This window comes from Enterobacter sp. RHBSTW-00975 (genome assembly GCF_013615235.1).
GTDB classification, from domain to species: Bacteria; Pseudomonadota; Gammaproteobacteria; order Enterobacterales; family Enterobacteriaceae; genus Enterobacter; species Enterobacter ludwigii.
The window spans coordinates 4,149,237-4,164,878 of record NZ_CP055883.1 but is presented as its reverse complement, the minus strand read 5'-3'; the positions used below and the strand labels follow the sequence as shown (position 1 = coordinate 4,164,878).

Below are 15,642 nucleotides of genomic sequence, written 5' to 3'. Positions count from 1 at the left end.
TCGAAAGTTCAATGAAAGAAAAGAAATAAAAAGAAAAGTGTGATCGGCAAAGAAAAGGCAATGATTAAGGAAAGGAAAAGAAAGACCTTGCGATCGCTTGCCGCAAGGCCCAATAACGAGATAATGAAAGGTCTAAAGGGGGAGAGCCAAACCCTGGATCCAGATCTGCTGAAGGTGGAAACCTTCATCCAGCGCAATCATATTGGCACGCTTGCCCGGTTTTAATGAACCGAGCTGGCGATCAATACCCAGCAAGCGGGCAGGGTGCAGCGAGGCCATATGGATCGCATCCGCTGGCGTTATTCCCGCCTGCGCCACCATATTGCGCACAGCGGCATCGAGAGACAGCGTACTGCCTGCAAGCCCACCGGAAGCGGTGCGTACCACCCCACCGTGCATGTTGACCTCGTCGCCACACAGCCTGTAACGTCCGTCGGGCATCCCTGCGGCCTGCATGGCATCGGTAATCAGAACGATCCGCTCTTTGGCACAGCAGGCGCACAACCGCAAAGCACCCGGGTGAACGTGATGCCCGTCGGCAATCAGTTCCAGCCATGCCCGCGGGTCCGTCAAGCCTGCACCGACCATACCGGGTTCACGATGATGGAGCCCCGTCATGCCGTTATAACAGTGCACTAACCCATCAGCGCCCGCCTCAAAAGCGGCAAGCGTTTGATCGTACGTCGCCGCGCTGTGGCCCAGCATGACCCGTATCCCACGCTGCTTAAGGTGGCGAATGGCCTGCAACGCACCGGGTTTCTCCGGTGCCAGAGCGACAACCCTGAGGGTGTGTTGCGATACTTCTATCAGCGAGTCCAGTTCGCTGACATCCAGCTCACGAAACAACGCCGGCGGATGTGCCCCTTTGTTCTGTGGCGTAAAATAGGGACCTTCAAGATAGCTGCCCAGTATCTGCGCGCCGGGCCCCCCGGACATACAGCGCCGGGCGATGCGTGCGAGCGCCCGGTGGACAGTCTCCAGCGGTGCGGTGACGGTCGTCGGTAAAAAAGCCCCTGTGCCTTCACGCGCTTTATGCATCGCCAGCGTGTCCAGCACCTCTGGGGCATCATCCATCACGTCCACACCCGCGCCACCGTGAACGTGGGTATCGATATACGCCGGGCAAAGCTGGTCGGCATCCCGGGCATGCACGCCAGCTGGGATCGGCTCGATGGCGGTGATAATTCCGCTCTCAATGCGTAGCTGATGATCGTCCAGCCAGCCCTGCTCGGTCAGCAGACGACGCGCGCGCAGTACCTGGCTCATATCCCTTCCTCAGCGGGGGCTTCCTCACGACAGCGCCCCAGCTCATCCACCAGGCTGGTCAGGCCGCGATGCCCGCATTCCAGTGCCTGCAGACGAAAAGCTTCGCTGCTTAACCCGTCGCGCTCCAGTACCATCTCAAGTAACAGCTGCAGGTTTGTACCGGTAATCACTTCGCTGCCGGGTCTTTTCATGGCGAGTGTTGATGCCACCCGGAACGGCGTCCCCCCGAGCAGATCGGTGAGAAACACAATATCGTGCTGCCCGTCCAGTTCACTGACTGCCTGTTCAAGCTGCGCGGTCAGCCGCGCGGTGGTGGAGCTTTCAGGAAAATCGATGGCGATAAACTGCGGCTGCTCGCCGAGGATTTGTTTCATCGCCTGTTCAAGCCCGCTGGCAAACCCGCCGTGACCCGTCAAAATAATGCCTAACATTGCGACCTCTTTGCTTTACAGGAAGTGACAGAACTTACCGACAACCCCCAGCACCACGGTGATACCGATCAGGCGCAGTGGGGTCCAGCCGCGACGAACCAGCCAGAACATGGTCAGGGTATAGACCAGCGGCAGGAAAGCGGGCATCAGTTTATCGATAACGTCGGCTTGCAGCTTGACCACCGCATCCCCGGCCTTGATTTCAAGCGTGGTGTTGAGACGTACGTAGGTTGCCACCAGCGCGCCAATGACCGTCATCCCCACGATGGAAGCCGCATGGCCGACCTTTTTGGTATTGGCTTTAATCAGCGGGATGGCTGCCACACCCATCCGGTAGGCGTAATGTGCCAGGCCAAAACGCAGGCCAAGATGCACTACGTTAAACAGCACAATAAAGACCACCGCACCCAATATGGAGCCTTGCAGGGCAAGGCTTGCGCCGATCCCGCCGCAAATTGGCAATAGCGTAAGCCAGAACATGGCATCGCCAATGCCGCCAAGCGGTGCCCCCACAGCGATCTTGGTGCTCTGGATACTGTTGACATCCTGCTTGGAGCGCTCCATCGCCAGGATGATGCCAATGACAAATGTCACCAGAAACGGATGCGTATTGAAGAAGCCCATATGGCCTTTCATGGCGCGGGCCAGATCCCGCTTGTTGGTATGGATCTTTTTCAGCGCGGGCAGCAGGCCATACAGCCAGCCGGAAGCCTGCATACGTTCATAGTTAAACGAGGCCTGCAGCAGCATCGAACGCCAGGCGACACGGTTAATATCCTTTTTCGTCAGCTCGGCACCAATATGTTGATCTTCATAGACGTTTTCATTCATGCCCGTGAGCAGCGTCTCTTCGTGGTCAGAAACGCCAGGCAGCGTAGTTTGATTAGATGCCATCTTCGAATTCCTCTTTCTGGGCTGCAGGTGTCGCCGGTTCAGGCGATTTACGCATCAGGTCAATCAGCGCCATTGCCAGCGCAGCCGCGGCAATCGCCAGCACCGGCAGTTTCAACCAGGCTGCGGCAACAAAGCCGATGATAAAGTAAGGGATATAGACGTTTTTCATCATGATTTTCAGCAATACGGCGAAGCCAATCGCGGGCATGATGCCGCCGGCGACGCCGAGGCCGTCAATCAGACGTTCCGGCAGCACATCAATGGCGGTTTTTGCGTGTTCGGCGCCAAAGTAGATCGGCAGGAAGGCACACAGAAAATAGAAGATACCGAGCGCCAGCAGTGCCAGATAGTTGACCCTTTCGATGCCGTTCGTGTCCGCATTGGCTGCCATGCGGTCACAGCGTGACATCACCCCGGACATGACGGAGAACAGGAAAGTGATCCCCATCTGTACCGCAACCGCAAACGGGACTGCGACCCCAACGGCGACATCCGGCTTCACACCGGTGCTGATCGCGAAAGTAGTGCCGACAATCGTGCCAATAATGACGTTTGGCGGTTGCGCGCCGGCCAGCGGAGCCAGCCCCATCCAGACCAGCTCCAGCGTACCGCCCGTTAAAATACCGGTGTGCAGATCGCCCAGAATGAGGCCAACCAGCGGCCCGAGCACCACCGGGCGGTGCATGTGTGTTAACCCGTTAAACATATCCAGGCCCGCGATAAAGGCGAGAATGCCCAGCGCGAATGCCTGCAAGAGACTAATTTCCATTGTGAATCCCTCAGAGCAGTTTAAAGAGATCCAAAGCAGTCTCAGTCGGAACACCCTGAACGAAGCATTCCACTCCGGCGGCTTTCAGGCCGTTAAATGCGGCGATATCGTTCGCATCGACAGAGACCGTTTTGGCAATTTGTTTTTTGCCACTGGCGTAATGCAGGTTTCCTACGTTGATACGGGTGATGGGCACGCCGCCTTCGACCAGCGTCAGAAAATCCGCGGGTGATTTGCAGACCAGCAGAATTTTCTGGCGCTCGGCAGCGCGATGAATGTTGTCGATCACTTTTTGCAGCGACCAGAAACGCACGGCAATCCCTTCTGCGAGCACCATCTCCATCAGGTTTTGTTGAACCGGATCCTCAGCGACTTCATCATTAGCGACCAGCACCAGGTTGGCCCCCGCAAACCCAACCCATTGCACACCTACCTGACCGTGGATCAGGCGTTCATCGATGCGGCATAAGACAATGTTTGGCATAGCGCTTTCCTCTTTTTAATTATGCGTTTTGAGTCGTTACGCCTTCGCAGGCGGCATGATACTGCTGGAGTATGTCCTGAATGTGGTCGAGGATGAGGTCCCGTGGTGTCGACTTGAGAGCACCCTCGCGAACTTTGCTGTACTGCAACGGCAGGTACTGGCTGATCAGCGGCAGCGGGATCGGTTCATCTGCCAGGTTGCGTACCAGTCGCGCAAAGGCTTCGTCAATCTGGCTGTCCGGCCAGTAATAGCGCACCCGATCGGAGTAGCTATACCCGCGTGCCAGGCGTCGCGCATTGCCATCACCGTGATAATGGCTTTGCCAGTATTCGGGGCGATCGAGCATCACGTTTTCCAGGACATGACGCAGGCCCGAACAGGCTTTTGCAGGCAGCAACTCTTCTTCAATGGCGGCCAGCGAGAACAACGCTTCACGCAGGGCAAAGGTCAGTGCCGGGCCAACTTTGAGGATGGCGAAGTGATCTTTCACCAGTTGGCGCAGCGCCTGCGGTGTCTGGTAGTCGGTAGAGTGCGCTTCAAATATCAGCGTGTCGTAAGCTTCAACCATATGGCTCAGGGCGACGGCGTTTTGGGGTTGATAGTCACACACATGTGCGTGGTCAAACTCAACGCCAGGCTGAACCACCAGGCCAATAATGCGTGGCCAGATGTCGCTTAACCCTTCTTTCTCGAACGCGTGGCGGTGAGCTTCAAGGGTGGCACGCGCGGCTTCTGGGGTCGTGACGGCAAGCTCGGTGAGCGTTTCATGCGCGCCGCCCGGAACCGGCACTTCCGTACCGATGACATAGACCAGGTCAGCGACATCAGCGTGCGCCAGGCTGGTTTTCTCCGCAATTTTCGCCAGGCGTGCCGCGCGCTCGGCAACGATGGCGTCGGTTAACGGTACTGGATCGTCTTCGCAGGACATGCTGCAGTCGAGGTGGATCTTTTTAAACCCGGCGGCGACATAGCTTCTGATCAGATCTTCGGCATTCGCCATCGCCTGCCGGGCAGGCAGGTTTTGCCAGCGGTTTGGCCCTAAATGATCGCCACCGAGGATCAGTTGCGATGTCGGGAAACCAAGGGATTCCGCCAGCTTACAGACGAACCCGTGAAAATCGGCGGGCGTCATACCGGTGTAACCGCCAAATTGATCCACCTGATTAGAGGTGGCTTCAATCAGCAGCGGCGTGTGATGCAGTTGGGCGTAACGAATTGCGGCTTCAAGTACCAGTGGATGTGCGGAACAAACGGCATAAATCCCGTTCGCATTCCCCCGTTTATGTTGTTCCACCATTTCTGTCAGATGTTTCACTTTCCTCTCCATTTCGGATGGTGATGGTTTTCATCTTTCGTTTTGTTTCATTTAATCCTGCATCATGGTGGTATAAAAATAAAACGAAAGATAATAGTTTTCCGATCTGTTTCACAAAAGAAACATAATGAAAGGTTTCAGCGACGAGGGAGTGCGCTGACTGGAAGCAGGCAGGGCTTGCATTCCCATAAAAGAAAGGCGTTAATAGACAAAACGAAATGAAACGAAAGACCATTTATTAAGGAGCTCGCATGAGCAGCACCGATTCATCCGCGGAGAAGCGCGTCACCGGCACCAGTGAAAGGCGAGAGCAGATCATTCAGCGGTTGCGGGCACAGGGAAGCGTGCAGGTTAACGATCTTTCTCATTTATATGGCGTTTCCACGGTGACGATCCGTAACGACCTGGCGTTTCTTGAGAAGCAGGGCATTGCCGTTCGTGCTTATGGCGGAGCGCTGATTTGTGAAGGCAATGCGCCTGGCACTGAACCCTCCGTGGAGGACAAAAGTTCGCTCAATACTGCAGTTAAGCGCAGTATCGCGCAGGCGGCCGCCGCGCTGGTGAAGCCGGGTCATCGCATTATTCTGGATTCCGGAACCACGACGTTTGAAATCGCCCGTATGCTGCGTCAGCACACGGATGTGATTGCCATGACCAACGGAATGAACGTGGCGAATGCATTACTGGAAGCGGAAGGGGTGGAGCTGCTGATGACCGGTGGGCACTTGCGCCGCCAGTCGCAATCCTTTTACGGCGACCAGGCAGAGCAGTCCTTACAGAATTACCACTTTGATCTGCTTTTTCTGGGGGTCGATGCCATCGACCTCGATCGCGGCGTCAGTACCCACAATGAAGATGAAGCCCGACTGAACCGGCGGATGTGCGAGGTGGCAGAGCGTATTATCGTGGTCACTGACTCCAGCAAATTTAACCGTTCGAGCCTGCATAAAATCATCGATACCCAGAGAATTGATATGATTATCGTCGATGAAGGGATTCCGCCTGAGAGCCTGGAAGGGCTGCGTAAGAGCGGGATAGATGTGGTGTTGGTGAAGGGATAAGTTGCCCCCTCTCTTCGGGAGAGGGGGAGAACGGTCACGTCACCGGTGCCGGGTTAAACACCGCCAGCTGGTTATGTAATCCCCATTGATCGGAGAACGTCTTCTTACGGCCGCTTGCCACGTCCAGAATGAAGTGGAACAGCTTCCAGCCGACATCCTCGATACTCTCTTCGCCAGTGGCAATGGTGCCCGCGTTGATGTCCATTAGGTCATACCAGCGGTTTGCCAGCTCGGTACGGGTGGCCATTTTAATCACCGGTACCGCCATCAGCCCGTACGGCGTGCCGCGCCCGGTGGTAAAGACCTGTACCGTAATGCCGGATGCCACCTGCTGTGTGCCACAGACGAAGTCGCTGGCAGGGGTCGCGGCGTAAATCAGGCCGCGTCTGGTGGGGCGCTGGCCCGGGGAGAGCACTTCAACAATGGCGCTCTGGCCGGATTTGGCAATCGAGCCGAGGGCTTTTTCCACCACGTTCGCCAGACCGCCTTTTTTATTGCCCGGAGAGGGGTTGGCGCTGCGATCGGTTTGTCCCATGTCGAGATAGTTATCGTACCAGGCCATCTCCTCAAGCAGGCGTTTGCCCACCTCTTCATTGATGGCGCGTGGGGTGAGCAGATGGATGGCATCACGCACTTCGGTCACTTCGGAGAACATCACCGTGGCGCCACAACGGACAAACAGATCCGAGGCATAGCCCACCGCCGGGTTCGCCGTGACGCCTGAAAACGCATCGCTGCCGCCGCACTGAGTGCCTATCACCAGCTCTGACGCCGGGCAGGTCTCGCGCTGGCGCTGGTTCAGTTTTTCCAGATGGCGCTCCGCCACCTGAAGGATATCGTCAACCATTGAACGGAATCCGACGTGATGCGCATCCTGTAAACGAACAATGCTGGCCTCGTCGACCGGAATGGCATTCACATCTTCGGTGCCCTGCAACAGACGCTCTGGCTGCAGCTTTTCGCAACCGAGACCAATGACCATCACTTCACCACCGAAATTCGGGTTCAGGGCGATGTTATGGATGGTACGAATCGGTACCACGGCCGCCGGAGCATTGATGGCCACGCCGCAGCCGTACAGATGGTTCAGACCTACCACGCCGTCGACATTCGGGTATTTTGGCAGCAGGTCGCGCTCAATGATTTTCACCACGTAATCCACCACGCCTGCCACACAGTGCACGCTGGTGGTGATACCGAGTAGATTCTTGGTGCCTACGCTGCCGTCCGCATTCCTGTACCCTTCGAATGTGTACCCTTCCAGTGGGGGCAGTGGCTCAGGAACCCGGGTGGCCAGGGGGAGCGTGTTCAGCGGCGGCGCTTCGGGTAGCTCAACCAGCGACTCCTCAATCCAGCTCCCCTGAGGAATAGCGCGAACCGCATACCCGATAACTTCGCCATACCGCACGATTTCACCGTGGGCCGGGATATCCACCAGAGCGACTTTATGCCCCTGCGGAATATGTTCAGTCAGCTCCAGCCCATCCGGGAAACGAGTGCCCGCTTTTAGACCGTTGTCGTTAACAATTATCGCCACATTATCCGTGTCGTGAACTTTGATATAGAACGCCGTCGGCGACGCTTGTCGAATTTCAATGTCGGCCATTGTTCAATATTCTCCAGCAAAATGTCTGATAGTAAATGCAGCCAGGGGATGTTTATTTTCTTATCGCAGAAATAAAGACGCGGCTTGAGTCAATAAAGAATGTCAGGAGACGAGATATCAAAATGTGATCCCGATCGCTCCTTAAACCCGGCGAAGATGCCACCCGGCCAGCAATGCCTGATTCTGTGCATCAGCGCCCATCGCGTTGTGCATATGCTCAAAATATTATCAAAATACGTCGCAATGCTTGAGCATTAAAACAATGTGATGCCGTGACGTGAAGATTATACTGAATGACGATTTTATAACGCCTAAATTATGTCAGGAAATAAATATAACGCTGACGCTGCGTCTGAAAATATAAATATGAACCTGAATAAGACTGCGGAATTAAAAAGGTAAACGCGATGAATAATGATATCTTCCCGAATAAGTTTAAAGCGGCCCTCGCGGCGCACCAGATCCAGATTGGTTGCTGGTCCGCGCTGGCAAGCCCCATCAGCACCGAAGTACTGGGCCTGGCCGGTTTCGACTGGCTGGTGCTGGACGGCGAACATGCGCCGAACGATATCAGCACCTTTATTCCGCAGTTAATGGCGCTCAAAGGGAGCCATAGCGCGCCGGTGGTTCGCGTCCCGACCAACGAGCCGGTAATCATCAAACGTCTGCTGGATATTGGGTTTTACAACTTCCTGATCCCGTTTGTGGAAACGGAAGAGCAGGCGGTGCAGGCCGTGGCGTCAACGCGTTATCCGCCGGAAGGGATCCGCGGGGTCTCCGTTTCACATCGTGCCAATATGTTTGGCACCGTCCCGGACTACTTCACACAGTCCAACAGCAACATCACCATCCTGGTACAGATTGAGAGCCAGCAGGGGGTCGATAACGTCGACGCTATCGCTGCCACCGACGGTGTGGATGGCATCTTCGTTGGCCCAAGCGATCTTGCTGCGGCATTCGGCCATCTGGGCAATGCGGGTCATCCGGAGGTGCAGCGCGCTATTCAGCACATCTTTGCCCGTGCCAACGCGCACGGCAAACCGTGCGGCATTCTGGCGCCGGTTGAGGCTGATGCCCGCCGCTATCTGGAGTGGGGCGCGACCTTCGTTGCCGTCGGTAGCGACCTCGGCGTATTCCGCTCGGCCACGCAGAAGTTAGCGGACGCCTTTAAAAAATAACCATCATTGAGGAAACGAATTATGACGCTGAAAGTGGGTTTTATTGGCCTTGGGATCATGGGTAAACCCATGAGTAAAAACCTCATCAAAGCAGGTTACTCCCTGGTGGTTGCAGACCATAATCCGCAAGCCGTGGCCGAGGTGATTGCCGCAGGTGCAGAAACCGCAGCAAGCGCCAAAGCGATTGCTGAGCAGTGTGATGTCATTATCACCATGCTGCCAAACTCCCCGCATGTGAAAGAGGTGGCCCTGGGGGAGAACGGCATCATTGACGGTGCCAAACCCGGCCTGGTGGTGATTGACATGAGTTCTATCGCGCCGCTGGCAAGCCGTGAAATCAGTGAGGCGCTAAACGCGAAGGGTGTCGATATGTTGGATGCCCCGGTCAGCGGCGGAGAGCCCAAAGCCATCGACGGCACCCTGTCGGTGATGGTTGGCGGCGACAAAGCTGTTTTTGATAAATACTACGACCTGATGAAAGCCATGGCGGGCTCCGTGGTGCATACCGGCGATATCGGGGCGGGTAACGTCACCAAGCTGGCAAACCAGGTGATTGTGGCGCTGAACATTGCCGCAATGTCGGAAGCGCTGACGCTGGCCACCAAAGCGGGCGTTAACCCTGATCTGGTGTATCAGGCGATCCGTGGCGGCCTGGCGGGCAGCACCGTGCTGGATGCCAAAGCGCCCATGGTGATGGATCGTAACTTCAAGCCCGGTTTTAGAATCGACCTGCACATTAAAGATCTGGCGAATGCCCTGGATACCTCCCACGGCGTGGGCGCGCAGCTGCCGCTGACCGCCGCCGTCATGGAGATGATGCAGGCCCTGCGAGCGGATGGTCTGGGCACTGCCGACCACAGCGCGATTGCGTGCTACTACGAAAAACTGGCGAAGGTGGAAGTCTCTCGCTAATAAAAACGGACGCGGGAACGCGTCCGCTATTTTTGCCGAGTGCGGTAACAGGCGACAACTATGAAAATCGTAATCGCGCCAGATTCCTGGAAAGAAAGCCTTTCTGCCTCCGGGGTTGCTCAGGCGATTGAAAAAGGATTTCGGGAAATTTTCCCCGACGCACTTTATGTTTCGGTGCCGGTTGCTGACGGCGGGGAAGGTACGGTTGACGCGATGATCGCCGCCACCCAGGGCACAGAACAGCATGCTCGGGTCACGGGCCCGTTGGGTGAACAGGTTAACGCCCGCTGGGGCATGTCCGGCGATGGCAGCACGGCATTTATTGAGATGGCCGCCGCCAGCGGTCTGGCATTGGTCCCGGCCACCCAACGTAACCCGCTCGTCACCACGTCCCGGGGTACCGGGGAGCTTATTCTCAGCGCGCTGGATAAAGGTGCCCGACATATCATTATCGGCATTGGCGGCAGTGCCACCAACGACGGCGGCGCCGGAATGATGCAGGCGCTGGGGGCCACGCTCCGCGATGCCAACGGTACTGAAATGGGTTATGGCGGCGGCAGCCTGATGGCGCTCAACAGCGTCGATCTCTCCGGCCTCGACGCCAGGCTAAAAGATTGCACAATCCACGTCGCGTGCGACGTCACGAATCCGCTGGTTGGCGAGAGAGGCGCTTCCCGTATCTTTGGCCCGCAAAAAGGGGCGACAGAGGAGATGATCCTCACTCTCGACGCTAACCTCAGCCACTATGCCGATGTGATAAAAAAATCTCTGCGAATTGACGTGAAACAGGTTCCCGGTGCGGGTGCCGCGGGGGGCATGGGGGCGGCCCTGATGGCCTTTCTCGGCGCGGAACTGAAGAGCGGTATTGAGATTGTCACCCAGGCACTTAACCTCGAAGAACATATTCACGACTGCACGCTAGTACTGACGGGCGAAGGGCGCATTGACAGCCAGAGCATTCAGGGCAAAGTGCCCGTCGGTATCGCCCGTATCGCCAAAAAATACCATAAGCCGGTGATCGGCATTGCCGGCAGTCTGACCCGGGATGTGGGGGTCGTGCATCAGTATGGCATCGACGCGGTATTCAGCGTGCTGAGCCGCGTCGAGTCGCTGGAAGAGGCTTACCGTGGGGCGTTTGACAATATTTACCGCGCCTCGCGCAATATCGCCGCCACTTTGCAGATAGGGATGCACGCCCAAGGGTGACAGCGGGGCACAAACCCTCTATACTGCGCGCCGAAGCTGACCAGACAGTCGCCGCTTCGTCGTCGTCCCCTTTCGGGGGGAGACGGGCGGAGGGGAGGAAAGTCCGGGCTCCATAGGGCAGGGTGCCAGGTAACGCCTGGGGGGGAAACCCACGACCAGTGCAACAGAGAGCAAACCGCCGATGGCCCGCGCAAGCGGGATCAGGTAAGGGTGAAAGGGTGCGGTAAGAGCGCACCGCGCGGCTGGCAACAGTCCGTGGCACGGTAAACTCCACCCGGAGCAAGGCCAAATAGGGGTTCACATGGTACGGCCCGTACTGAACCCGGGTAGGCTGCTTGAGCCAGTGAGCGATTGCTGGCCTAGATGAATGACTGTCCACGACAGAACCCGGCTTATCGGTCAGCTTCAACTTCTTACAAAACCCCGCTTCGGCGGGGTTTTTGCTATCTGCGCTAAACGAGATGAATGACTGTCCACTCCGCTTTCTATGAAAGAACGCGGCTTATCGGTCAGCTCCAGCTTTTTACACAACCCCGCTTCGGCGGGGTTTTTGCTATCTGCGCAAAACGAGATGAATGACTGTCCACTCCGCTTTCTATGAAAGAACGCGGCTTATCGGCCAGCTTCAACTTTTTACACAACCCCGCTTCGGCGGGGTTTTTGCTATCTGCGCTAAATGAGATGAATGACTGTCCACTCCGCTTTCTATGAAAGAACGCGGCTTATCGGTCAGCTTCAACTTTTTACAAAACCCCGCTTCGGCGGGTTTTTTCTTTTATCGGCCTTAGAAATTGCAAGCAAGTGCCACCTGATGCATCGCTCACACGACATCAATTAGGCTTTGTTGAATAAATCGAACTTTTGCTGAGTTGAAGGATCAGATCACGCATCTTCCCGACAACGCAGACCGTTCCGTGGCAAAGCAAAAGTTCAAAATCACCAACTGGCCCACCTACAATAAAGCCCTCATCAACCGTGGCTCCATAACTTTCTGGCTGGATGATGAAGCTATTCAGGCCTGGTATGAGTCAGCAACACCTTCTTCACGAGGCAGACCTCAGCGCTATTCTGACCTTGCCATCACGACTGTGCTGGTCATTAAACGCGTATTCAGGCTGACCCTGCGCGCTGCGCAGGGCTTTATTGATTCCATTTTTTCTCTGATGAACGTTCCGCTACGCTGCCCGGATTACAGCTGTGTCAGCAGGCGGGCAAAGTCGGTTAATGTCAGTTTCAAAACGCCCACCCGGGGTGAAATCGCACACCTGGTAATTGATTCCACCGGGCTGAAGGTCTTCGGTGAAGGCGAGTGGAAAGTCAAAAAGCATGGCCAGGAACGCCGCCGTATCTGGCGTAAGCTGCATCTCGCCGTTGACAGTAAAACACATGAAATCATCTGCGCTGACCTGTCGCTGAACAACGTTACGGACTCAGAGGCCTTCCCCGGGTTAATCCGGCAAACCCACCGGAAAATCAGGTCAGCCGCCGCCGATGGCGCTTACGATACCCGGCTATGTCACGATGAACTGCGGCGTAAGAAAATCAGCGCGCTTATCCCTCCCCGAAAAGGTGCGGGTTACTGGCCCGGTGAATATGCAGACCGTAACCGTGCAGTGGCTAATCAGCGAATGACCGGGAGTAATGCGCGGTGGAAATGGACAACAGATTACAATCGTCGCTCGATAGCGGAAACGGCGATGTACCGGGTAAAACAGCTGTTCGGGGGTTCACTGACGCTGCGTGACTACGATGGTCAGGTTGCGGAGGCTATGGCCCTGGTACGAGCGCTGAACAAAATGACGAAAGCAGGTATGCCTGAAAGCGTGCGTATTGCCTGAAAACACAACCCGCTACGGGGGAGACTTACCCGAAATCTGATTTATTCAACAAAGCCCATCAATTATCATATTTGCGACATTAAGCACATTTCACTGCTTCCACCCCTTCTGTGTCTTTTTAGCATCTGCTGACGATCGCAATCACAAAATTTCGCGCTAAATAACCCTGATTCTGCAGTATTGTTAATTTGTTATGAATGTTGCTTTTATGATCGTGAATGTTTTCTTATTTGATATATGTATATTGAATTCAAAAACATTTAGCCCATGAATGTGTGATGCATTCCACTGTTTCCCGAAAGTCAGCAAAATCACCCCAGACAAATTTGATAAATTGAAAGAATGTTTTAAACGAATAACGGTTATTTATTAATCTTTAATTGCCTGAAAGATAGTCTTTATCGTTTTTTTTAGCGCCGAAAAATTTACCTGTGTTATCGCCATAAAATAAATTTATTACTGCTCTTTTTGTTGATCAATATCAGCGTTATAGCGTATTTATTTTAATGTAACTCATTGATAGTAAGGTGTTTTAAAGGGTTATCGTTATGCTGGTTAAGGGTGTGAAAAAGCAAATTGTGAGTAACAGCACATACCCCCGTCAGCCATATTGAGTAGAATCCACCCCGTCATAGGGAAATAAGCGCAGAATATTATGAACACTATTATTCTACCGAAAACACAGCACCTCGTGGTATTTCAGGAAGTCATTAAAAGTGGCTCCATTGGTTCTGCTGCAAGACAACTGGGCCTGACGCAACCTGCCGTCAGCAAAATTATCAGCGATATCGAATCTTACTTTGGCGTTGAAGTCATGGTGCGCAAAAACACCGGCGTTAAACTGACTGCGGCAGGCCAGGTATTACTCTCGTATTCTGAGTCGATCACCCGTGAGATGAAAAACATGGTGAGCGAGATTAACAGCCTCAGTTTCAGCACCGTCATGGATGTCTCCTTTGGTTACCCGTCGCTCATTGGCTTCACCTTCCTGTCCGAAATGATCAAAAAATTCAAGGAAGTGTTCCCGAAAGCGCGCGTCTCGATGTACGAAGCTCAGCTGTCCTCTTTCCTGCCGGCCATTCGCGACGGCCGGCTGGATTTTGCCATCGGCACATTAAGTGATGAAATGCTGCTGCAGGATCTTCACGTCGAGCCGCTGTTTGAGTCTGAGTTTGTCCTGGTAGCCAACAAATCACGAACGTGCACCGGCTCGACTACACTGGCATCACTCACGGATGAACAGTGGGTGATGCCGCAAACCGATATGGGCTACTACAAAGAACTTCTGACCACCCTGCAAGACAATCACATCAGCATTGAAAACATCGTCCAGACCGATTCCGTCGTGACCATTTATAACCTTGTCCTGAATGCCGATTACCTGACGGTTATTCCCCGCGACATGATTGCGCCATTCGGTTCCGACCAGTTTATTGTACTGCCGGTGGAAGATGAATTACCCATAGCGCGTTATGCTGCGGTGTGGTCAAAAAATTACAGAATTAAGAAATCGGCGTCAGTATTAGTCGAACTGGCAAAACAATACGCGTCACTGACCAGTGAAAGACGACGATGATTAAATAACCCTCTGATAACGCGTTAACCTGTTTAAAAACACCCAGAGCTTATTTTATCCGTGCTCTGATACCCTGACTTTGCCTGAAGAAAATGAATTATTATAACGAGGATATTATGCATATTACCTACGATCTCCCGGTGACCATTGAAGATATTCAGGACGCCAGAAAACGACTGGCAGGCAAAATATATAAAACCGGCATGCCGCGCTCAAATTATCTCAGCGAACGCTGTAAAGGTGAGATATTCCTGAAGTTTGAAAATATGCAGCGTACTGGCTCCTTCAAGATCCGCGGTGCGTTTAATAAATTAAGTTCGCTGACCGAAGCTGAAAAACGTAAAGGCGTGGTCGCCTGTTCTGCAGGCAACCACGCGCAGGGCGTGTCGCTCTCCTGTGCAATGCTCGGTATCGACGGCAAAGTGGTCATGCCGATGGGCGCGCCGAAATCTAAAGTCGCCGCCACCCGTGACTACTCGGCTGAAGTGGTGCTGCACGGCGAAAACTTCAACGACACCATCGCCAAAGTCAGCGAAATCGTGGAGCTGGAAGGGCGCATTTTTATCCCGCCGTATGACGATCCGAAAGTGATTGCCGGCCAGGGCACCATTGGTCTGGAAATTCTCGAAGATTTGTATGATGTGGATAACGTGATTGTACCCATCGGCGGTGGCGGTTTAATTGCCGGAATTGCAACGGCCATTAAATCCATCAACCCGACCATTAATATTATCGGCGTGCAGTCTGAAAACGTACATGGAATGGCCGCATCGTATCAGGCAGGAGAAATCATTAACCACCGCGTTACCGGTACATTAGCCGACGGATGTGATGTGTCTCGCCCGGGTAAATTAACCTTCGAGATTGTTCGTGAATTAGTCGATGACATTGTGCTGGTCAGCGAAGACGATATTCGTAACAGCATGATTGCCCTCATTCAGCGAAATAAAGTGGTTACAGAAGGTGCTGGCGCACTGGCCTGTGCGGCGTTATTAAGCGGCAAGCTTGATCACTATATTCAGGGGCGTAAAACCGTCTGCATTATTTCCGGCGGCAATATCGATCTCTCCCGCGTATCCCAAATTACCGGCTTCGTTGACGCATAA

At 54.3% G+C, this 15,642-nt stretch carries 14 protein-coding genes and 1 other RNA gene; 8 read left to right on the top strand and 7 right to left on the bottom strand.

The genetic code is table 11. The annotated features are described in order from the left end of the window. Positions 1-132: 132 nt before the first annotated feature. From nagA to kbaZ, 6 genes are read right to left on the bottom strand one after another with little or no spacing between them, the layout of a single operon-like run. A complete protein-coding gene (gene nagA / locus HV340_RS20115) occupies positions 133-1,266 on the bottom strand; it encodes an N-acetylglucosamine-6-phosphate deacetylase (RefSeq protein ID WP_059306051.1) in 1,134 nt (377 codons plus the stop codon). Continuing rightward, positions 1,263-1,697 carry a PTS galactosamine/N-acetylgalactosamine transporter subunit IIA gene (gene agaF / locus HV340_RS20110; protein ID WP_020883557.1) on the bottom strand — a complete coding sequence of 145 codons (435 nt, stop codon included), beginning with the start codon at positions 1,695-1,697 and terminating at the stop codon, positions 1,263-1,265. The genes nagA and agaF overlap by 4 nt, the downstream gene beginning before the upstream one ends. A gap of 15 nt (positions 1,698-1,712) precedes the next feature. Beyond that, entirely contained in the window at positions 1,713-2,591 is an 879-nt protein-coding gene (agaE, locus tag HV340_RS20105) for a PTS N-acetylgalactosamine transporter subunit IID (RefSeq protein WP_059306050.1), read from the bottom strand. Next, entirely contained in the window at positions 2,581-3,360 is a 780-nt protein-coding gene (gene agaW / locus HV340_RS20100) for a PTS N-acetylgalactosamine transporter subunit IIC (protein ID WP_020883559.1), read from the bottom strand. Before agaW ends, agaE begins: the two co-directional genes overlap by 11 nt. 10 nt (positions 3,361-3,370) lie before the next feature. Further along, positions 3,371-3,844 carry a PTS N-acetylgalactosamine transporter subunit IIB gene (agaV, locus tag HV340_RS20095; RefSeq protein WP_014171751.1) on the bottom strand — a complete coding sequence of 158 codons (474 nt, stop codon included), beginning with the start codon at positions 3,842-3,844 and terminating at the stop codon, positions 3,371-3,373. A gap of 19 nt (positions 3,845-3,863) precedes the next feature. Continuing rightward, positions 3,864-5,159: a tagatose-bisphosphate aldolase subunit KbaZ gene (kbaZ, locus tag HV340_RS20090; RefSeq protein WP_020883560.1), complete on the bottom strand. Its 1,296-nt coding sequence runs from the start codon at positions 5,157-5,159 to the stop codon at positions 3,864-3,866. Between the two features lie 251 nt (positions 5,160-5,410). On the opposite strand from kbaZ, the gene HV340_RS20085 reads away from it, so the two are divergent. Next, positions 5,411-6,220, top strand: a complete 810-nt coding sequence (locus tag HV340_RS20085; protein ID WP_020883561.1) for a DeoR family transcriptional regulator — start codon at positions 5,411-5,413, stop codon at positions 6,218-6,220. 34 nt (positions 6,221-6,254) lie between these two features. Here the strand turns inward: HV340_RS20085 and garD are convergent, their stop codons facing one another. Further along, a complete protein-coding gene (gene garD / locus HV340_RS20080; protein ID WP_014171748.1) occupies positions 6,255-7,826 on the bottom strand; it encodes a galactarate dehydratase in 1,572 nt (523 codons plus the stop codon). Between the two features lie 407 nt (positions 7,827-8,233). Between garD and garL the strand changes: the two genes are divergently transcribed. The 7 genes from garL to tdcB all read left to right on the top strand — a co-directional run bounded on the left by garL (position 8,234) and on the right by tdcB (position 15,642). Next, positions 8,234-9,004: a 2-dehydro-3-deoxyglucarate aldolase gene (gene garL / locus HV340_RS20075; RefSeq protein ID WP_040018767.1), complete on the top strand. Its 771-nt coding sequence runs from the start codon at positions 8,234-8,236 to the stop codon at positions 9,002-9,004. Between the two features lie 21 nt (positions 9,005-9,025). Beyond that, positions 9,026-9,916 (top strand): 2-hydroxy-3-oxopropionate reductase, encoded by an 891-nt coding sequence (garR, locus tag HV340_RS20070; RefSeq protein ID WP_041162871.1) that lies wholly within the window; start codon positions 9,026-9,028, stop codon positions 9,914-9,916. Between the two features lie 60 nt (positions 9,917-9,976). Next, positions 9,977-11,122, top strand: coding sequence for a glycerate 2-kinase (gene garK, locus HV340_RS20065; RefSeq protein ID WP_047355545.1), 1,146 nt, complete (start codon positions 9,977-9,979; stop codon positions 11,120-11,122). 32 nt (positions 11,123-11,154) lie between these two features. After that, positions 11,155-11,533: RNase P RNA component class A (gene rnpB, locus HV340_RS20060), an RNA gene on the top strand. Between the two features lie 503 nt (positions 11,534-12,036). Further along, positions 12,037-12,960, top strand: a complete 924-nt coding sequence (locus HV340_RS20055; protein ID WP_001118619.1) for an IS5-like element IS903B family transposase — start codon at positions 12,037-12,039, stop codon at positions 12,958-12,960. Between the two features lie 655 nt (positions 12,961-13,615). Beyond that, on the top strand, positions 13,616-14,536 hold the full coding sequence (tdcA, locus tag HV340_RS20050) for a transcriptional regulator TdcA (RefSeq protein WP_014171743.1): 921 nt from the start codon (positions 13,616-13,618) through the stop codon (positions 14,534-14,536). Between the two features lie 116 nt (positions 14,537-14,652). Beyond that, complete coding sequence (gene tdcB, locus HV340_RS20045) at positions 14,653-15,642, top strand: bifunctional threonine ammonia-lyase/L-serine ammonia-lyase TdcB (RefSeq protein WP_032679736.1); 990 nt, start codon at positions 14,653-14,655, stop codon at positions 15,640-15,642.

Bases quoted from the DNA above. Each gene is read 5' to 3' on its own strand.
- agaW (WP_020883559.1), bottom strand. From the start codon at position 3,360: ATGGAAATTAGTCTCTTGCAGGCATTCGCGCTGGGCATTCTCGCCTTT.
- garK (WP_047355545.1), top strand. From the start codon at position 9,977: ATGAAAATCGTAATCGCGCCAGATTCCTGGAAAGAAAGCCTTTCTGCC.
- nagA (WP_059306051.1), bottom strand. From the start codon at position 1,266: ATGAGCCAGGTACTGCGCGCGCGTCGTCTGCTGACCGAGCAGGGCTGG.
- tdcB (WP_032679736.1), top strand. From the start codon at position 14,653: ATGCATATTACCTACGATCTCCCGGTGACCATTGAAGATATTCAGGAC.
- agaV (WP_014171751.1), bottom strand. From the start codon at position 3,844: ATGCCAAACATTGTCTTATGCCGCATCGATGAACGCCTGATCCACGGT.
- garL (WP_040018767.1), top strand. From the start codon at position 8,234: ATGAATAATGATATCTTCCCGAATAAGTTTAAAGCGGCCCTCGCGGCG.
- agaE (WP_059306050.1), bottom strand. From the start codon at position 2,591: ATGGCATCTAATCAAACTACGCTGCCTGGCGTTTCTGACCACGAAGAG.
- HV340_RS20085 (WP_020883561.1), top strand. From the start codon at position 5,411: ATGAGCAGCACCGATTCATCCGCGGAGAAGCGCGTCACCGGCACCAGT.
- agaF (WP_020883557.1), bottom strand. From the start codon at position 1,697: ATGTTAGGCATTATTTTGACGGGTCACGGCGGGTTTGCCAGCGGGCTT.
- garR (WP_041162871.1), top strand. From the start codon at position 9,026: ATGACGCTGAAAGTGGGTTTTATTGGCCTTGGGATCATGGGTAAACCC.
- tdcA (WP_014171743.1), top strand. From the start codon at position 13,616: ATGAACACTATTATTCTACCGAAAACACAGCACCTCGTGGTATTTCAG.
- garD (WP_014171748.1), bottom strand. From the start codon at position 7,826: ATGGCCGACATTGAAATTCGACAAGCGTCGCCGACGGCGTTCTATATC.